The sequence below is a fragment of the Methanosarcina sp. 2.H.T.1A.6 genome, from assembly GCF_000979455.1.
Lineage (GTDB): Archaea > Halobacteriota > Methanosarcinia > Methanosarcinales > Methanosarcinaceae > Methanosarcina.
Map to the genome: position 1 here is coordinate 120933 of NZ_JJOY01000005.1, position 16810 is coordinate 137742.

Here is a 16810-nt window from a genome sequence, read left to right on the forward strand (position 1 = left end):
AGGTTTCTCAGGTTTGATTTAGGGTTTCTCAGGTTTAATTTTGGGTTTGTTTTTGTCTTTAAAATTCAAAACATGAGTGGGGTTTTCGGAGCTGATATATTACGTTTTTTATTATGTTAATGTCTCATAATATTTATTTTTTTATGAATGTTTTTTTATTTTTATTTTAATCAAAAATTTATTCTTGAAACCAAATCTCTTAATTGCCTCATGTTTTGCATTTTATAATTATTTTCTTTTTCAGGTTTATATAGTTCATATATTACGGATTTACCTTAAAATGTGACCCGTAGTTTTTTCTGAAGCTTTAAGAGTATTTTTCGGAAAACCAAAAGTTGACATCTTTATATTTTTTATATAACTTGTAAATATTTTGTACAATTCGTGAAGACGGGTATACGATATTGTACCATACTATTTAACATTTCTCTGTAAATCTCCCTGTTAAATGTGTAGATTCGAATGCGCTGGACAGGGAGTCCAGTTTAATAATTATTTTTTATAGGTTGTCTTTCCTCATTTTATAGGTACTTAGAACAGAATATTCCTCCCCAATCATTTTTATATTTTTCATTTTCTATATAACCCCCCGCATTCTCTAAAATTGATATTTTAACTGAATTTTTTTTTATAATGAACTCTTTAGTCTCTGGTTAGTTTAATTTTACTAACGCAGAAATTTTGACTTGCGCTTTAATATTATTATTCAGTTGACTTACTTTATTTACACAGTACTATTTATATTTTTACATTAATTATATTTGAGAGACCTTATATCTTTAAAATATAAGTGGTTATTATAAGGGAAAAGTTATAATAACCAATTTTATCAATTTCTCTTTATTGCCTTGCTTGTTGAGGTTTTAGCCCTTTTTTCCTCTTAACTTTTTAGACCCAAATCGAAACCCTGGTCTACTCTACAACTAAAAAACCAAAGTTCCATATTTATCCTATTGAATTTTATTAAAATGTTTTTACAAATTAATATTTATATATTTTTCTTTACTCTACTTTTTTAAACCCAAAATCTGAAATAAACTGTCAGGAGCAAGCTGATAAAAAGTCCCGTTTTTATAAAAATCTATTATAATAATATCCGGTGTATAAAGGGAGTTGAAAAAATAGTTAGTGGGGAAGCCAGACACTTGAAACATAATGTGGGGAGAAAACGGTAAGTGCTTAAGATGGTGTTCCCGGATGTATTCTGATAGATGCTAGAAAAGCAAATATAGTGCCAAAAAGTCCCTATAAGGACAACTATATGCAGGAATCTCAAGGGTTCCAGTAACTCTGGATAGGTTCAGGAACCCAAAAGGTTGTGTAAAGTACCGGTGGAAAACTCAGTTTAAGGCATGTAGTGGAAGATAGCCATCTTTTTAGCCCCTCAGAGTTTTTGACATATAAGCTCCGTCAAGAGTATATCCGAGTTTTCGGTAGTATTCCCTGGCACCTATTCCACTGATTATTGCAAGTTTCCTGTAGCCGGATTCATATGCCGTTTTTTCAGCGTGCTCAATAAGTTCTTTTCCATAGCCCCGGTGCTGCCATTCCTTTTGTTTTGCCCCTTTTCCTACAGGTACCATGGAGCCGTAAACGTGCAGTTCTCTTATAAGGGCAGAGTCCTGGAGTTCCTGGCGATGGGGGGTAGCCGGGAAGCGCAAACGCGTAAAACCTATAAGGACATCTGCCGAAAGGTCCTCAAAAGCAATGAAATGTTCTGTACCGTTACAGGCTTCGTAAGTTTCCATCGTAAGCTCGATGTCTTTCTCGTTTATCCCTCTCCCTTTCAAGCTATTGTGCCCGACTTCCCTACAGCGTATACAGTGGCATTTGCCTCCTTTTTCCCGAAGTTTTTCCTCTGCAAGCTGCCTGAGGTTACTCTTTCTGACGCCTGCAAATATTTGATTGGCGGGAATATCACGCTGGATGCGCTGGAGTCTTACCCATTTAGGCAGGACAGCTTTTATGTCTGCAACAAGTTCTGCAGCCTCTTCATCTGAAAGTGCCTGATATTCCCCGTTTTCCCACATTCTGTGCAGAGGGGTGCCTTCAGTTACAAGGGTTGGATAAATTTTGAGGTAATCCGGCATGAAACGCGGATCTTCAAAGAGCTTTTTAAACCCTCTCAGGTCGAGTTGTGAATCTGATCCCGGGAGGTGGGGCATCATGTGAAAGCCTACCTTAAATGCGCTGTCTCTTAAAACTTGGTTAGCCCTTACAATTTCTGCAACACCATGTCCTCTCTGCATTCTGGTTAAGACAAAGTCATAAACACTCTGGACTCCAAGCTCGACTTTTGTTCCTCCAAGCCTGAGGAACTCGTCCACATGTTCTTCTCTTGCCCAGTCGGGACGTGTCTCAAATGTTATTCCCACGTTACGGATATCAGCTATTTCGTTAGCTTTCTGAACCTCTTCAAGCGGAATGTAAGGGACTGATTTTCCGATCTTCCAGGCATTTTCCCTCCATTCAGCGCCTGTGAGATCGTTCATTGCTTCAAGGCAACGTTTGCTAAACCATTCCTGATAGTCGAGGCTGCGTGCTGAAAATGTGCCTCCCATAACTATCAGCTCTACCTTCTCCACATCGTGGCCGATCTCCCTTAGCTGAGATAGCCTGGACTGAACCTGGGCGTAAGGGTCGAACTCGTGTTGAATGGCTCTCATTGCTGCAGGTTCTTTTCCCATGTAGCTCTGAGGGGATTTAAATGCTGATTTTGGGCCTCCCGGGCAGGGCAGACAAACTCCATGAGGGCATGGGGCGGGAGAGGTCATTACAGCAATTACTGCAACTCCGGAAATTGTCCTTACGGGTTTTCGCCTGAGGAACTCCTTTATTAGGGCCCGCTCTTCAGGTGTACCCTGCATAATGATATCTCCATTTCTGGGCAGGCTGGCAAGATGATGTCTCTTACTCACATCTTTTTTTTCTTTGTTCAACTGGACTTCGTCTTTTATTTCACCGGCAAGTACCTTTTCAAGTACACTTCTGCAGGCCCTGTTATAATCAGCTTCCTTCATTTCATATTCCGTCTTTCCGGCATTTATTCCCGGCTATTTCTTTCGGCAGCAGTTTCTGATGAAAGTGGTTTGAGACTGATCTCTAAGTAATGGAATTCCCTTAACGGATTTTTTAAATTTTCGTTAGTCTGAATTTCCAATAAACTTGCTTTATCTAAATATTGAAACCTGCTGCTGTACCTCTCTAAAAAAAGATAATTTTCGATCTTTATCTTTTATACTAAAGATCGTTTGTTTGAATTTTCATTTTTTATTGTATAGCACACTCAATTTTTGCTGTTGTATTGTTATTGTATTATATCTATAGACACAACGTTGAGTATAGTACATGCATAATGACGACTGAACCATCTCGCAGGCATGTCTGTATCGTGTGCTTGATTGTTTTTTCCAGACCTTTTTATTTACTTCTCTAACCATCCGCAGGTCCAGTTTGATCAGCAGATGTCGTATCCGATGATAAAAGTCCCCTGCCCTACCCGCGGCTTGAGGCCCATTACAGACCTGATGTACTCGTCTGAAGGGGTGGATGGGGACGCGAGCACGGTATTAGCCACGTTGCTCACACATTCTACTTCTTTACAACTCTGGGGAGGGAGTACAACAGTCATCGGTTCTTTTTTTGTGCTCTGCGGCTTTGGTACTGCATTTCTGTAAATTACAAAATTTCCCATCACCATCATATCCTTGCAATTTTTACATTCTTCGAGTTTTTCGGGGTCATAGACATCTTCACCTACTTTCTCCCCATACTGCATTAGAATGACATTTGGTCCCTCTGGCCAGACGTAGTCCATGTTGGTTGTAAAGGCTATGATTACCTGGCGTTTGAAAACCTCTTTGATCCCCTGGTTATCTCCGATTCCCATGCCCATCAAGACCGCCCCTTCGGCTTTTTTCTCGAGCTCAAATATTTTCTCTTTATCTTCTTCATTCAAAATGTATGTATCTTCCACGCCTTTGATGGCTTTAATCCTGCAGAGGACATTCTGGATAATATCTTGACATTCCAAAGCTGATACCCCATGTTGTTTTTAATCCTATGTTGCATTGTTCAGGTATAAAATATGATCTTATATAGGTTATCTGTATAATGTCAGGTGCCTTATTTTCAGGGCATCCTTTCTTCAGACTATTTTCTACTCTTTTCTTTTATATATTTTTCTTATATTATATTTCATCTATTATATCGTCAATTTCTAATATTCTGTATGATTATACTATACCCCGAGTAAAATAGACAATTTTCGGCTTTTATTTTTATAAAAATTATAAAAGTCCGTGCGATAAATAACTGAATTGTTTCAAAAGTTTATTTTCACTTTTACCCATAATCCTCTGATTTGCCAGCTTTACCTTACTATTTTCTGAACTGATCTTTTTTCCTGCTGGACGATGTGCTCAGTAACAGAGCACATGTAAAATGCACACCCTATTATAGAGTTTCAAGCCTAGTATCTTTTTGGAAGATGCCTGACAACATATAATATGGGACGTATTCAGACTGTATAAATTATCACTCCCTGCTCAGGTTATGCAGTTGAGAAAAGGATGGCATGTGCGAAGTGTCGATATTTTTCCTGATTTCAGAAGTTTTCAAAATGGATAAATATCAAATAAATGGTGTTTTTACATAATCATTTTTTAAAATTAGTATTGTTTCAAATTATTTAGTTACTCCTCTCTAAACACATTACCTTTTTTCCATAGTGTTTTATAAGTATTTCTACTTCATCTTCTCTGTTAACCTCTGACGAATATTCTGCCCGGGTTCTTTCGACATTTACCGTCATTTGTATCGTTGTTTTGCGCTTTTCTTCTTCAATTCCCCTGAAATAGACCACAAAAGATTTAATAATGCAATTATTTTATAGAACACTTGTAATCCAATTTAGAGGGATAAGGAGGGAATGAAATCCTCTTCGGCAATCGACGAAATTGATAAGTCTGATTTGGTGAAGAATGGTGAAACCCTTTAAGTGTTTGATCCCGACACTTCTTCTTACATACGATATATCTTAACAAACATGGAGGAAACAATAATATGAAGAGATTTGCAGCAGTATCACTGGCTGTTCTCATGCTTCTCACTGTATTTGCATCCGCCGCAAGTGCAGCAGACGTAATTGAGATCCGTGGCCCAGTGTACAACGGCTCTGATATCAACGACATTATTAGTACATATGGCGTTGGTGGCACCCTTACAATCGATGCAACCAAGTTTGCAGCATTTTACTATGACATTGACGATAATGTGACAACCGAAACCCTTTCCATTGTAACAAAACCCGACACTAAAGGCAATGTCATTGGAGAAGGCGGAATTGTCTACTCAACAACCATTCAGAATGTTGCTTACGAATATGAAAATGCAGCCGCTGGCTGGAGCAACTACAGCCTGATCGGTTTCTTCGCAGATAAGTACATCCCGATCAACCCTGACAAAGCTGACAAGCTCGCAAAGCTCGTCCTTGACAGCGATGACAAGTACACCATCAGAACCGGCGAACTCCTTGACCTCGGCGAAGGCTATGCTATTGAAGCCAAGCAGGTCGATGTTGACGGTGAGAAAGTCTGGCTCGAGTTCTCCAAGGACGGAGAATTTGTAGATGATGAAATCATCTCAGTCGGTGCCGGTGCTAACACCTGGGAAGTCGAACTTGATGACGTGCAGGACGAAGACGATGTCGTTGTTCTCAGAGTCCATGTCAACCAGGTCTTCCAGGGCGCAGTAGACAGCATTGCCCAGATCGAAGGTCTCTGGCTCATTGACTACGCAAACGCAATGACAATCGAGTCTGACGATGAATTCGGCGAACTCAATGATGTTTCAATCAACGGTAAAACCCTTACCATCACCAACGAAGACACCTTCACCCTTACCAGGGATGACGCAGATGAAATCGCTGAGGGCATGTTCTTCAAGACCGCTGACACCAGCTCCAATGTGCTCAGGTTCTACGTCATGAAGGAAATCACAGAGCCCGGCACCTATGAACTCAGAGGACAGGTAGCCTCCGGCACAGGTGACTTCACCTGGGATGCAACCAAATTCGCTGGCTTCTACTATGACATCAACGACGATGTCTCCACAGAATCCCTCAAAGTTTCCGGTATTAAAGGAAACGTGATTCCTGAAGGCGGCCTCGTTTATTCGACCACCATCGAGAACGTTGATTACGAGTACTCCAATGTAAAGGCAAACTGGGGACAGTACCCTGTTATCGGCTTCTTTGCAGAAGAATACATCCCACTCAACGCTGACAAAGCTGACAAGCTTGCAAAGCTCATCCTTGACAGCGACGACAAGTACACCATCAGAACCGGCGAACTCCTCGACCTCGGCGAAGGCTATGCTATCGAAGCCAAGCAGGTCGATGTTGACGGTGAGAAAGTCTGGCTCGAATTCACCAAAGACGGAGAATTCGTAGATGACGAAATCATCTCAGTCGGTGTCGGTGACAACACCTGGGAAGTCGAACTTGATGACATCCAGGACGAAGACGATGTCGTTGTCCTCAGAGTGCACGTCAACCAGGTCTTCCAGGGCGCAGTCGACAGCATTGCCCAGATCGAAGGTCTCTGGCTCATTGACTACGCAAACGCAATGACCATCGAGTCTGATGACGAATTCGGTAACCTCGACGATGTTTCCATCAACGGTCCAACCCTTACCATCAAAAATGAAGACACCTTCACTCTGACCAGGGACTCCGAAGAGGAAATTGGTCAGGGCATGTACTTCAAGATCGCTGACACCTCTGCTAGCGACCTCAGGTACTACCCATACGTTGAGAAGACCATTGGCGACGAAGGTCCAAAAGAAGATGATACTCCATCCGAGACCGAGCCTAAAAACAATGATACTGAAGAAGTAACCACAACCGAGACTGAACCAGTAGGCGACGTAACTCCAACCGAGACTGAACCTGTAACTGGCGAAACCGAGACCGAAGAAGAACCAGCAGACACTCCTGGATTCGGAGTTGTCCTTGGCCTTGTAGGACTCCTCGCAGTTGTTTACCTCGTCAGGAGAAACAACTAAATTTTCTGAGTGAAGGGTTTTCTTAACCCTTCTCTCTTTCAATCCTTTTTTGAGTTTACTTTTTGCAGATAACTTTTTATTTGCGGATTTCTCAGTTCTGACGATTCTTTTTAATTCTAAAATCCTGATTCTTTAAACCATCTGTTTTCTGTTCTTGATTTGATATGTGCCGTTGCCTGTGATATTTCCTTTTCCGGAAATGCCATAAAATTTACAATCTGATTAGGACAGAGGACTTCGGTAAATTCTGTTTTTTCTCCTCGTTTTTTCCATTAAGAAATATATATTATAACTAATATATACTATCCACCGGATATAAATGTGGCACCGGATTTCCACAAAGCCAAAAAAAGTACAGCTTTAATATCTGTGTTTGCGGTTTCGATTATCGCGTTTTCAGGTTGCGTGGATGATAATGCCTATGTAATCCAATTTAGGGGGATAAAGGGGAATAAAATCCTCTTCGGGAATAGACTAAATGGACAAGTCTGATCTGGTGAAGAAGGATGAAACCCTTTAAGCGGTCGATCCTGGCACTTCTTCTTACATACGATATATCTTAACAAACACGTGGGGGAAACAATAAAATGAAGAGATTTGCAGCAGTATCATTGGCTGTTCTCATGCTTCTTACTGTATTTGCATCTGCCTCAAGTGCACAAGATGTAATTGAGGTCCGCAGTTCAGTGTTCAACGGCTCTGATATCGACGACATTATTGATACATATGGCAACGGTACAATCCTTCCAATCGATGCTTCTCGATTTCCAATATTCTACTATGACATTGATGACAATGTGTCAACTGAGATTGTTTTCATTGTCGATGTTCCGGGCACTGAAAACAACGTCATTGGAGAGGGTGGCCTCGTTTACGTAACCACGATTCAGCCGATTGGATACGAATACGATAATCCGGCTGCTGGCTGGAGCAACTATAGCATGATCGGTTTCGGCGCACGGAAGGCTATCCCACTCAAACCTGACAAAGCTGACAAACTTGCCCAGCTCGTTCTTGACAGTGATGACAAGTACACCATCAGAACCGGGGAACTCCTTGACCTCGGCGAAGGCTATGCTATCGAAGCCAGGCAGGTTGATGTTGACGGTAAGAAAGTCTGGCTCGAATTTACCAAAGACGGCGAATTCGTAGATGACGAGATCATCTCAGTCGATACCGGCGACAACACCTGGGATGTCGAACTTGATGACATCCAGGACGAAGACGATGTTGTTGTCCTCAGAGTGCATGTCAACCAGGTCTTCCAGGGTGCAGTCGACAGTATTGCCCAGATTGAAGGTCTCTGGCTTATTGACTATGCAAACGCAATAACCATTGAATCTGATGACGAATTTGGCGAATTAGATGATGTTTCCATCATGGGAGATACCCTCATGGTTACCAACGAGGACACCATCACCCTTACCAGGGATAGCACAGACAAAATTCTTAATAACGTGTCCTTCAAGACAGCTGACACCAGCTCCGATGTGCTCAGGTTCTATCTCATGCTGGAAATCAAAGAGCCAGGTGTCCATGTGATCGGGGGAACAGCCTCCTTCGGTGCAGGTAACTTCACCTGGAACGCATCCAGCTTCGCAGGCTTCTTCTATGACATCGACGACAATGTCGAAACAGAATCCCTCAGTGTTTCCAACATTGACGGAAACGTGATCCCTGAGGGCGACCTCGTTTACAAGACAAGCATTGAGAGTGTTGCCTACGAATATGAAAATGCAGCCGATGGCTGGGACCAGTACCCTGTTATAGGATTCTTCGCACAGAAGTATGTCCCGCTTAAACCCGAAAAAGCCGACAAACTTTCAAAGCTCGTCCTTGACAGTGATGACAAGTACACCATCAGAACGGGGGAACTCCTCGACCTCGGCGAAGGCTATGCTATCGAAGCCAGGCAGGTTGATGTTGACGGTAAGAAAGTCTGGCTCGAATTCACCAAAGACGGCGAATTCGTAGATGACGAAATCATCTCAGTCGATACCGGCGCCAACACCTGGGAAGTCGAACTCGATGACATCCAGGACGAAGACGATGTCGTTGTCCTCAGAGTGCATGTCAACCAGGTCTTCCAGGGTGCAGTCGACAGCATTGCCCAGATTGAAGGTCTCTGGCTCATTGACTATGCAAACGCAATGACCATCGAGTCTGATGACGAATTTGGTAACCTCGACGATGTTTCCATCAACGGTTCAACCCTCACGATCAGCAATGAAGATACCTTCACCCTGACCCTGGACTCTGAAGAGGAAATCGCTGAAGGCATGTTCTTCAAAATAGGTGACACTCCTGTCAATGAACTCAGGTACTTCCCATTTGTTGTGAGGATTCTCGGTGTAGGAAACGAAACCGGAGGACTTCCTGATGTGAATGAAACCGATGTCGGAGAGGGAGTAACCCAACCTGATGAGGACGTAACTGAAACTCCAGGTGAAGGTGTAACTGAAGAACCAACTGAGGAAGCAACTGCAGGAGAAACTGAACCAGTAGAGGGCGAAACAACCCCTGCAGAAGAAGGCGCTCCTGGATTCGGAGTTGTCCTTGGTATTGTCGGACTCCTTGCAATCGTCTACCTCTTCAGGAGGAACAACTAAATTCTGAGTGAGGGGTTTTTCTTGCCCTTCTCTCTTTCAAATCCTTTTTTGGTTTATTTTTGCAGATAACTTTTTATTTGCAGACTTCTTAGTTCTGACGATCTTTTTAATTCTGAAATCCTGATTCTTTAAACCACCTGGTTTTTCAGGGTTTTACGGATCAAGGTGAAATTCCATGAAAAAAAGTATAGCTTTAATATCTGTGTTTGCGGTTTTGATGATCGCGTTTTCAGGCTGCGTGGATCAAAATTCCCCTGCAGTTAACGGGACAGATTCGGACAATCCGGAAACAAACGCAATTTCTGAGGAAGATCTGGCTGGAATAAGTACACTTGAAACCCTTCCTGCAGGCTTTGAGTACGTTGATACCCTTCTGCTTCCCACAGATGAGACTAAAAGCGATTACAAAGCTGAAAATGTCTCCGGGGTTCTTAATGTCTCCGAAGGGATCTACAAAGACTCTAACGAAACTAACTATTATATAGACGTGATCGAGCTTGAAAATGAGGACTCTGCAAATAATTTCATCACTGCATACAAGGCTTCCTTCCCCCCATTAAGTGAAGGCTCCCGTTTTACGGATGAGTCCTTTAACGGTCACTCCGCTGTGAAAATCACCGAGTACATAACATCCGGAGGAGAAACTGTTCCCAGATACTCCTATATCTGGAGCAATGAAAACTATGTGATAATAGTTTTCGGAAATACTGCTGAAGAAGCTCCTCTCAGGCAGCTGGCAGAAGCAACAGGATACTGATTTCTTTCAGTAGAGCTGACACCTTTCAGCTTTTTTCCTTCTTTTTTCTGATCTCTTTTTTCTTTTTTCTTATTTCTTTTTCCTTAGTCCGTATTAGCTCTTTTAAGCGAAGCTCACTGCTAAAACTCATAAATTAGTCCTCTTGAGCGCAGCGAAAAGGACCGCGGGCTCCCGAATCGCAATTCGGGCGAGTCGCAATTCGGGCGAGTCGCAATTCGGGCGAGTCGCAATTCGGGTGGGTAAAAAGAACGGGCATCCCTAACTACACAGTTGATATACTCAGTTGATATACACAATTGATATCTGGCATCAGGTTTCCAGCATGCCTAATGCTTTTGATTTTATCTACGGCACGCAGGCGGGCTCAAGCAGGGTGCGACGCGTGGAAAGAAGGAAAAGGAGATACAACAAAAGGCCATTTCGGAATAATACCAACCCAATTAACAAGGGAGTACAAAAAGAGTAGTAAAGCGGATAAGAAAGAAACTCCGCAGAGTCTATTTTACTTCGGTCTCTTATCCGCCATACTTTTATTTTAAGTCGTTCACTTTATAAGCAAAACGCCTTTTCCGCCAACGTTAACATCACCTACGAACTTGCGGTATGTAACGCCTTCGACTTCTTCTGTCCCTTCTTCTTTGTAAGAGGGAAGCAGATCGGATACCTCACCGTTGATGATGACTGTGCCGTTCTTCATTTCGCTTGCAGGCATGGTTGCTTTGCCTTCAATGACTATTTTCCCGCCGTTGTTTGAGATTGCGGGAAGGAGCCCTACATCGCCTTTTACGAGGATCTCTCCTCCGCACATGTGTTCTCCGAGGTAGTCCTTCGTATTGCCATTGACGGTAATCTTTCCTCCGCGCATGCCGCAGGACTCTCCGCGGTAACCTGCGCCCACGTAATAGGAAGCGTTTCCGTTGAGAATAATCTCTCCGCCTGCCATCTCGCAACCGAGCCAGCTGTCAGCATCGCCATTGATTACTACCTTTCCGCCCTTCATGCCAGAGCCGCAGTGCATGTCCACGTTGCCGTTGATCTCGATCTCTCCGGCGCTCATGTTCTGCCCGATTCGCTTTACCCTGGAGACATCGCCTTCGAAAACTATCTTTGTGTTTTCCACGGAGTCGCTGCCTTCTGCCTCTACATTGAAGAGGTCCCCGAGGGGACACTGTCCGTTTCCGTACAAGACAGGAATCGCCTTTATCTCTTCTGTGGTCTTGCCTGCAAAGTTGTCAGGATTTACATTATCGGCTTCAATGGGGATTTTATTTGCTTTTTTGAGGGAAAGTTTTACAACCTGCATTTAGAACACCCCTTCTGTGCCGATTTCAACAGGGTTCTCGAGGTACATATCCTCAACCATGTAATTGGATTTGCTCACAGTGTAGTACTTCTTAAACTTGAGGTCTATATCTTTCTGCATGGCACTGTCTATGTTTGCGGGGACCTTCGCATTCACCCAGTAGATCCTGCCTTTCGGGGTGGCTTCGATTTCTCCGTCTTTTACAACGACCACTCCGTCTTTCAGGGTATATGCGGTACCTGAGAAAGCTTTCTTAACTTTTTCGTACTCTGTAGTCGGGTCAATCTGGCCTGGGAGGATATCATAGATTGCAATATCTGCATCTGACCCTACTTTCAGGTTTCCTTTCTCGGGCCTGCTGTATATCTTTGACTGGATGCTCCTTGTCATGACAGCAAGTTCGTAGAAGTCCAGTTCTCTGTCGATTCCCGGCAGCACCATCCTGTCAAGAGCCATCTTGGAGAAGCCTGAGATAACCTCTGCTCTTCTCTTTGCACTCATCAGGTAGGTGAAGGCTTCAGGATAGTTCACGAAAGAGCCACCGTTAGGGCTGTCTGTTGTGAACATGACTTTCCAGGGGTCTTTTACGAGCAGAGCAAGCTCAAGCCCGATAGCCCACTGAACTGCATTTACGAAGCTTTTTGGGGAATAGAAGAGGGGCACTACACCGGACGCGTCTTCAAGTTCGACATCCTGGTTGCTCCACTTCTCATGCAGCATCCTTGAGTTTGCATATTCTACAGGTCCGTCTGCAGTCATGGTCACTGCAGGGCCAAAGATGACCTGTCCAAGGTCGAAAGTAAGGTGGTCTGCCCCGTTAATGTAATCTGAAACCATTGGGGCTCCTGTCTCAAAGTCCCTCCAGGAAGTGCCTGCATAGGCGTTGAACTGCACGTGAGTAACGTGGAGAGACTGTCTGTCCCTGCTTGGCTTTACCTTTTCAAAAAGCTTCATGGTCTCTATGGTGGTTGCATAGTTTCCGGGTTTTCCAAGGTTGTTGCAGTGCACATGTACGGAGTGAGGGAGCTGCAGGCGCTCGTTGGCTTCTACAAGGCCCATGAGAATCTCTGCAGGAGTTACATCAAAATTCGGGACGGGGTCATAGAGTCCGCTTACGTTCTTGCCCCAGCCCCAGGCTTCTCCGCCTCCGGGGTTTACAATCTTTACTCCGTAGCCTCTTGAGGCTTTCAGGCCCCAGGCAATATAGGCTGCGAGTTTTTCAGGTTCTTTGTCCCTGATGTATTCCATTACCTGCCAGTTGCTTCCGAAGAGTGAGAGTCCCATTTTGTCGAGGATAGGGATTTCCTTAAATTCCTCATGGGTGTGCCTTGCAGAAAGAAGGGGGATTGCAGCCTCACAGATAGTTGTGTACCCGAGTTTTGCATACCTGTACCCGATTGCGTAAGTGTTTGGGGTGTTGTACCCAACCTGCGCTCTGGTCTTTTCAGTGCGTGCAACCTGGCCCGAAAGTCCGGGTACAAGGTTTTTCCTTGCATCGTTGGGGTTCATGAAGCGGCCCACGTTAATTTTACCTGCACTGTGGGTGTGCCCGTCAAAGCCCCCTGCCATGGTGAGCTTGCCTTCTGCATCGATAACCTTCGCATTTCCAGAGACACTGTCTACTATCTTGCCGTCTCTGATGCAGATGTCCATAGTCTCGCAGTTAATTCCCTGCGCCGGATCACAGACGCTGGCGTTTTTAATCAGGATTTCCGACATCTTATGCACCTCTCTTCAGTTCCCTGACCTTTGTAGTCAGGTCTTTTACAATTTCTTCGTCGGTCTTGAATTTTGAATCAATCAATTTCTTCATGCGGAGGGAAATTGCGTCCATACGGTAAGCTGTCCCTTCTGCTTCGATTCCCACAATTGCCGATGGGATCACCACATCTGCAAGCTCGGTTGTAGGGTTGGCATACGGGTCAATCTGGATTACAGGAATCCTTGCAAGATGTCTGACTGCTTTTTGTGGGAAGTGGGCTCCGGCATCAGCTGCAGCTATAATTGCAGCGTCCGGCTCTTCACGCACAAGCAGGTCGTTTGCTCCGGTTTCTCCGGGGTTGTAATAGGGATATCCTTTTGCAAAGTCGATCGCCATCGGGAAACCTGTCTCCCAGGTTGCTACCTGCCCGAAACCGGTTACGTTATAGTGCCCACGCATTCCGATCATTACGGCTTTTGTGTGCTGGTTAAGGTCAGAAATAAGAGAAGATACCGCATCTCCGTTCTTGTACTTTGATCGGGACTGGGTGACTCCCATGCCGAAGAAAATACAAACAAACTTTGCGTTCTTCAGAGTTTCTGCAAGCTCAAGGAGTTCAGCCTTAGGAACACCTGCAACGGTTTCCGGAATGACATCCTCATGCCCGTTTACAATCGAGCGGAGGGCAGTTATAAGGAGCAGGTCTGAGCCCTGTTCAATTTCCACATATTTATCAGCGAGTTTTGCAGTGTCAGTTTTTCTGACATCAATAACTACCATAGTTCTGGCTTTCCGTCCTTTCTCGGTAAAGAAGCCTTTTGAGAAGCTTGAGTAACGGGACATATGCCTGGGGTGCGCATGCACAGGGTTGCAGCCCCAGAAGACGATTACATCTGCTCTGTTCTTTATTACTCCAAGGGAGGCTGAAGGAGACCCTTTCTCCTGAGCAGCAAGGGCTGAAGGCCCGTGGCAGACATTTGCTGTAGAATCTATGACTGAACCGGTTTCTTCGGCAAGCTTAATTGCTCCGCTGATCGCCTCACAGGAGGTAGAGCACCAGCCGTAGGAAAGTGTCCTCCTGGAATTTACCAGGATTTTTGCGGCAGCTTCGATTGCCTCCTCATAGGAGACAGGCACAAGTTCCCCATCTTTTCTGATCATCGGGGTTTCTATTCTGTCATGCTCGAACATGCCGACAAACTTGCTGTGCCCGAGAATGCAGGCATTTTCTATTTTTGTAATCTTATTATCTTCAACAGTGACTGTGATATCGTCGCAGAGGGACCCGCAGAGGGAACATACTGCGTCTTTAATTACTGGCATATTTTTTCCTCCGAATTTTTCCAGTTTCTCCGGACCTGGATGAAAATGTGAATTTCTCGTTTCAGGGGACCTTTAATCTTCCAAATACTTCTTCATCAGGGACTTCATGTCCAGAGGCTTTTCATCCGTGACCTCGATTTCCGCAGGGATACCTTTGAATCCTGGCATCCCGCAGCCATGTGTGTCAGGGCTCAGCACTGCATTTGCCCAGGGACCCATGGGGATAAAGGCAAGGCCATCTGGATTCCCTTCATTTGCCTTTGCAAATACCACCACTTCCCCAAACTCGGTGGTAACCTTCAGGCTGTCTCCCTCAGAGGCACTCAGCCTCTCAAGGTCTGCGGAGTTCAGTTCGCAGTAAGCACAGGCATCAAAATAACCTTTGTGTGTTTTTGCTTCCAGATGTGCGCCCTGGTCGGCGGTCCTTCCGGATATGAGATTTGCTTTTATTTTCATGGAAATTCCTCATCTGGGATATAATCCAGGTATCTCAATAAGCTGAATCAATTGAATCAATTTTTTAAGTGTCAATTTTTTAAGTGTCATTTTTTTAAGTGTCATTTTTTTAAGTGTCAATCCCAAATTCTCTACTTTCTAACACCTTTTCGGCCTGAAAACTCAGGTGCCTTGCTCAGGACTGATGGTTAATCTGAGGTGGGGGACTGTCTCGAGAGATTTTAGTTTTGGAGTCAATGGGAAATTGGGAGAGCTCAGTTTGGAATTAAATGCCCTGAATTAACTATTTAGTAAATATATTGTTGGAGCTGATTTATTGAAGACTTAACTTCTCGAAAGTGTAATCGGAACTAATTCCCTCTGATAGTGATTTTTTTAAAGGATTTACCGGCATGGAAAATGGAACCTTCCGGGCAGCTCCTTTGACTGAAGGTTTATTTCGATCATTCATTATAATTATATGATTTATATATATTTATCCAGATTTACATCTATTTACAGCCTATGTGTTTGGATATAATTGATCAAGTCCCTGACGGGCGCTCTTTCCTGCTTTCCCTGTTTTTAAAAATCGTCCTGAAAGCTTATATATCACTTATTAATTATATTTTTAGTCGTTATATAGGCTATATCCAGATAATTTCCTTTTATTATATATTACCCTATTATGTCACCTCTAACATAACGTGTTCACTGATGCTCTTCATGTGTTCTGAGAACTGACCGTTTTATCTTTTCCATTCTTGAGTTATATTTTTCACATCAAAAATAATGATAAACCCCATTTTCCCCAATTCCGATCGTTAACCTTTAATATATGTTAATACATTTGTGTGTTGCAAGCCCGGATAGCCTAGTCGGTTGGGGCGCCAGACTCATAGGGACCTTATATGAGGCGTCTTTAATCTCCTGAGATATCTGGAGGTCGCGTGTTCGAGTCACGCTCCGGGCACTTGATTCTTTTTCTGGCACTTGATTCTTTTTCTGGCACTTGACTCTTTTTCTAATACAATGTGCTTTTTGGTATCTGGAAATATTCAACCTGATAAACACATTAAAAGCCACTTTTTCAAGATTTTAAATGCATTTTTCAGGATTCTACTTTCTTTAATTATTGGCTATTTGAGGATTATTGAGTAATTGAGTATTCTCTTTTTTGAAGCTGATAAAGGGTAAGCAGTTTCTTACACTCACTTAATTATTTTTTTATATCATGTATAATATTTTTTCTATTTTTTGTACATAAGGGTGTTCTAATTTGCAAATTTTTTAGTACTTTATCCCTCATTTTTGTGGACTTCTGCGGAAGATTGATTCATATGAATCTCTATATTTTTACTTTTCTGAATGACGGCTTATGCAGGCTTATTCATCATCATTTTTTATTCTAATTTTTATGTTTTTAAACTTAACTTTTTTATATTATTAATTCCCATACTTATTTAAAAATTTAATAAATCAATTAAAATATTTTGGAATTGTATTTAACTATTAATTTCTCTGGTTATCTAATATATTTTTCTGAAATTTTCATCCAGTCTTATATTTGTTAGCCAAACCTTGCTCTTTAACTGTAACAAATTTACTTTGAAAAC

The 16810-nt window shown here is 43.1% G+C and carries 9 protein-coding genes and 1 tRNA gene; 4 read left to right on the forward strand and 6 right to left on the reverse strand.

Annotation, left to right across the window (positions count from 1 at the left end; translation table 11 throughout):
• Positions 1 to 1376: 1376 nt before the first annotated feature.
• Complete coding sequence (locus tag EO98_RS01330) at positions 1377 to 3020, reverse strand: tRNA uridine(34) 5-carboxymethylaminomethyl modification radical SAM/GNAT enzyme Elp3 (RefSeq protein WP_048143068.1); 1644 nt, start codon at positions 3018 to 3020, stop codon at positions 1377 to 1379.
• 437 nt (positions 3021 to 3457) lie between these two features.
• Positions 3458 to 4033 (reverse strand): hypothetical protein, encoded by a 576-nt coding sequence (locus EO98_RS01335; RefSeq protein WP_048143070.1) that lies wholly within the window; start codon positions 4031 to 4033, stop codon positions 3458 to 3460.
• A 1031-nt stretch (positions 4034 to 5064) separates the two neighbouring features.
• On the opposite strand from EO98_RS01335, the gene EO98_RS01340 reads away from it, so the two are divergent.
• The 3 genes from EO98_RS01340 to EO98_RS01350 all read left to right on the forward strand — a co-directional run bounded on the left by EO98_RS01340 (position 5065) and on the right by EO98_RS01350 (position 10431).
• On the forward strand, positions 5065 to 7065 hold the full coding sequence (locus EO98_RS01340) for an S-layer protein domain-containing protein (RefSeq protein ID WP_048143072.1): 2001 nt from the start codon (positions 5065 to 5067) through the stop codon (positions 7063 to 7065).
• A 587-nt stretch (positions 7066 to 7652) separates the two neighbouring features.
• Positions 7653 to 9674, forward strand: a complete 2022-nt coding sequence (locus EO98_RS01345; RefSeq protein WP_048143074.1) for an S-layer protein domain-containing protein — start codon at positions 7653 to 7655, stop codon at positions 9672 to 9674.
• 175 nt (positions 9675 to 9849) lie between these two features.
• Positions 9850 to 10431, forward strand: a complete 582-nt coding sequence (locus EO98_RS01350; RefSeq protein WP_048143076.1) for a hypothetical protein — start codon at positions 9850 to 9852, stop codon at positions 10429 to 10431.
• A gap of 544 nt (positions 10432 to 10975) precedes the next feature.
• Here EO98_RS01350 and EO98_RS01360 read toward each other — a convergent pair.
• The 4 genes from EO98_RS01360 to EO98_RS01375 form a co-directional block, all read right to left on the reverse strand.
• Positions 10976 to 11734 (reverse strand): formylmethanofuran dehydrogenase subunit C, encoded by a 759-nt coding sequence (locus EO98_RS01360; protein WP_048143079.1) that lies wholly within the window; start codon positions 11732 to 11734, stop codon positions 10976 to 10978.
• A complete protein-coding gene (locus EO98_RS01365; protein WP_048143081.1) occupies positions 11735 to 13453 on the reverse strand; it encodes a formylmethanofuran dehydrogenase subunit A in 1719 nt (572 codons plus the stop codon).
• Position 13454: 1 nt separating this feature from the next.
• Positions 13455 to 14759, reverse strand: coding sequence for a formylmethanofuran dehydrogenase subunit B (locus EO98_RS01370; protein WP_048143083.1), 1305 nt, complete (start codon positions 14757 to 14759; stop codon positions 13455 to 13457).
• Between the two features lie 72 nt (positions 14760 to 14831).
• Positions 14832 to 15215, reverse strand: a complete 384-nt coding sequence (locus EO98_RS01375) for a molybdopterin dinucleotide binding domain-containing protein (RefSeq protein WP_048134851.1) — start codon at positions 15213 to 15215, stop codon at positions 14832 to 14834.
• Between the two features lie 842 nt (positions 15216 to 16057).
• Here EO98_RS01375 and EO98_RS01380 point away from each other — a divergent pair.
• Positions 16058 to 16167, forward strand: a tRNA-Met gene (locus tag EO98_RS01380).
• Positions 16168 to 16810 lie beyond the last annotated feature (643 nt).

Excerpts from the sequence above, each read along its gene's own strand:
- EO98_RS01350 (WP_048143076.1), top strand. The coding sequence starts at position 9,850 with ATGAAAAAAAGTATAGCTTTAATATCTGTGTTTGCGGTTTTGATGATC.
- EO98_RS01330 (WP_048143068.1), bottom strand. The coding sequence starts at position 3,020 with ATGAAGGAAGCTGATTATAACAGGGCCTGCAGAAGTGTACTTGAAAAG.
- EO98_RS01340 (WP_048143072.1), top strand. The coding sequence starts at position 5,065 with ATGAAGAGATTTGCAGCAGTATCACTGGCTGTTCTCATGCTTCTCACT.
- EO98_RS01360 (WP_048143079.1), bottom strand. The coding sequence starts at position 11,734 with ATGCAGGTTGTAAAACTTTCCCTCAAAAAAGCAAATAAAATCCCCATT.
- EO98_RS01365 (WP_048143081.1), bottom strand. The coding sequence starts at position 13,453 with ATGTCGGAAATCCTGATTAAAAACGCCAGCGTCTGTGATCCGGCGCAG.
- EO98_RS01345 (WP_048143074.1), top strand. The coding sequence starts at position 7,653 with ATGAAGAGATTTGCAGCAGTATCATTGGCTGTTCTCATGCTTCTTACT.
- EO98_RS01375 (WP_048134851.1), bottom strand. The coding sequence starts at position 15,215 with ATGAAAATAAAAGCAAATCTCATATCCGGAAGGACCGCCGACCAGGGC.
- EO98_RS01370 (WP_048143083.1), bottom strand. The coding sequence starts at position 14,759 with ATGCCAGTAATTAAAGACGCAGTATGTTCCCTCTGCGGGTCCCTCTGC.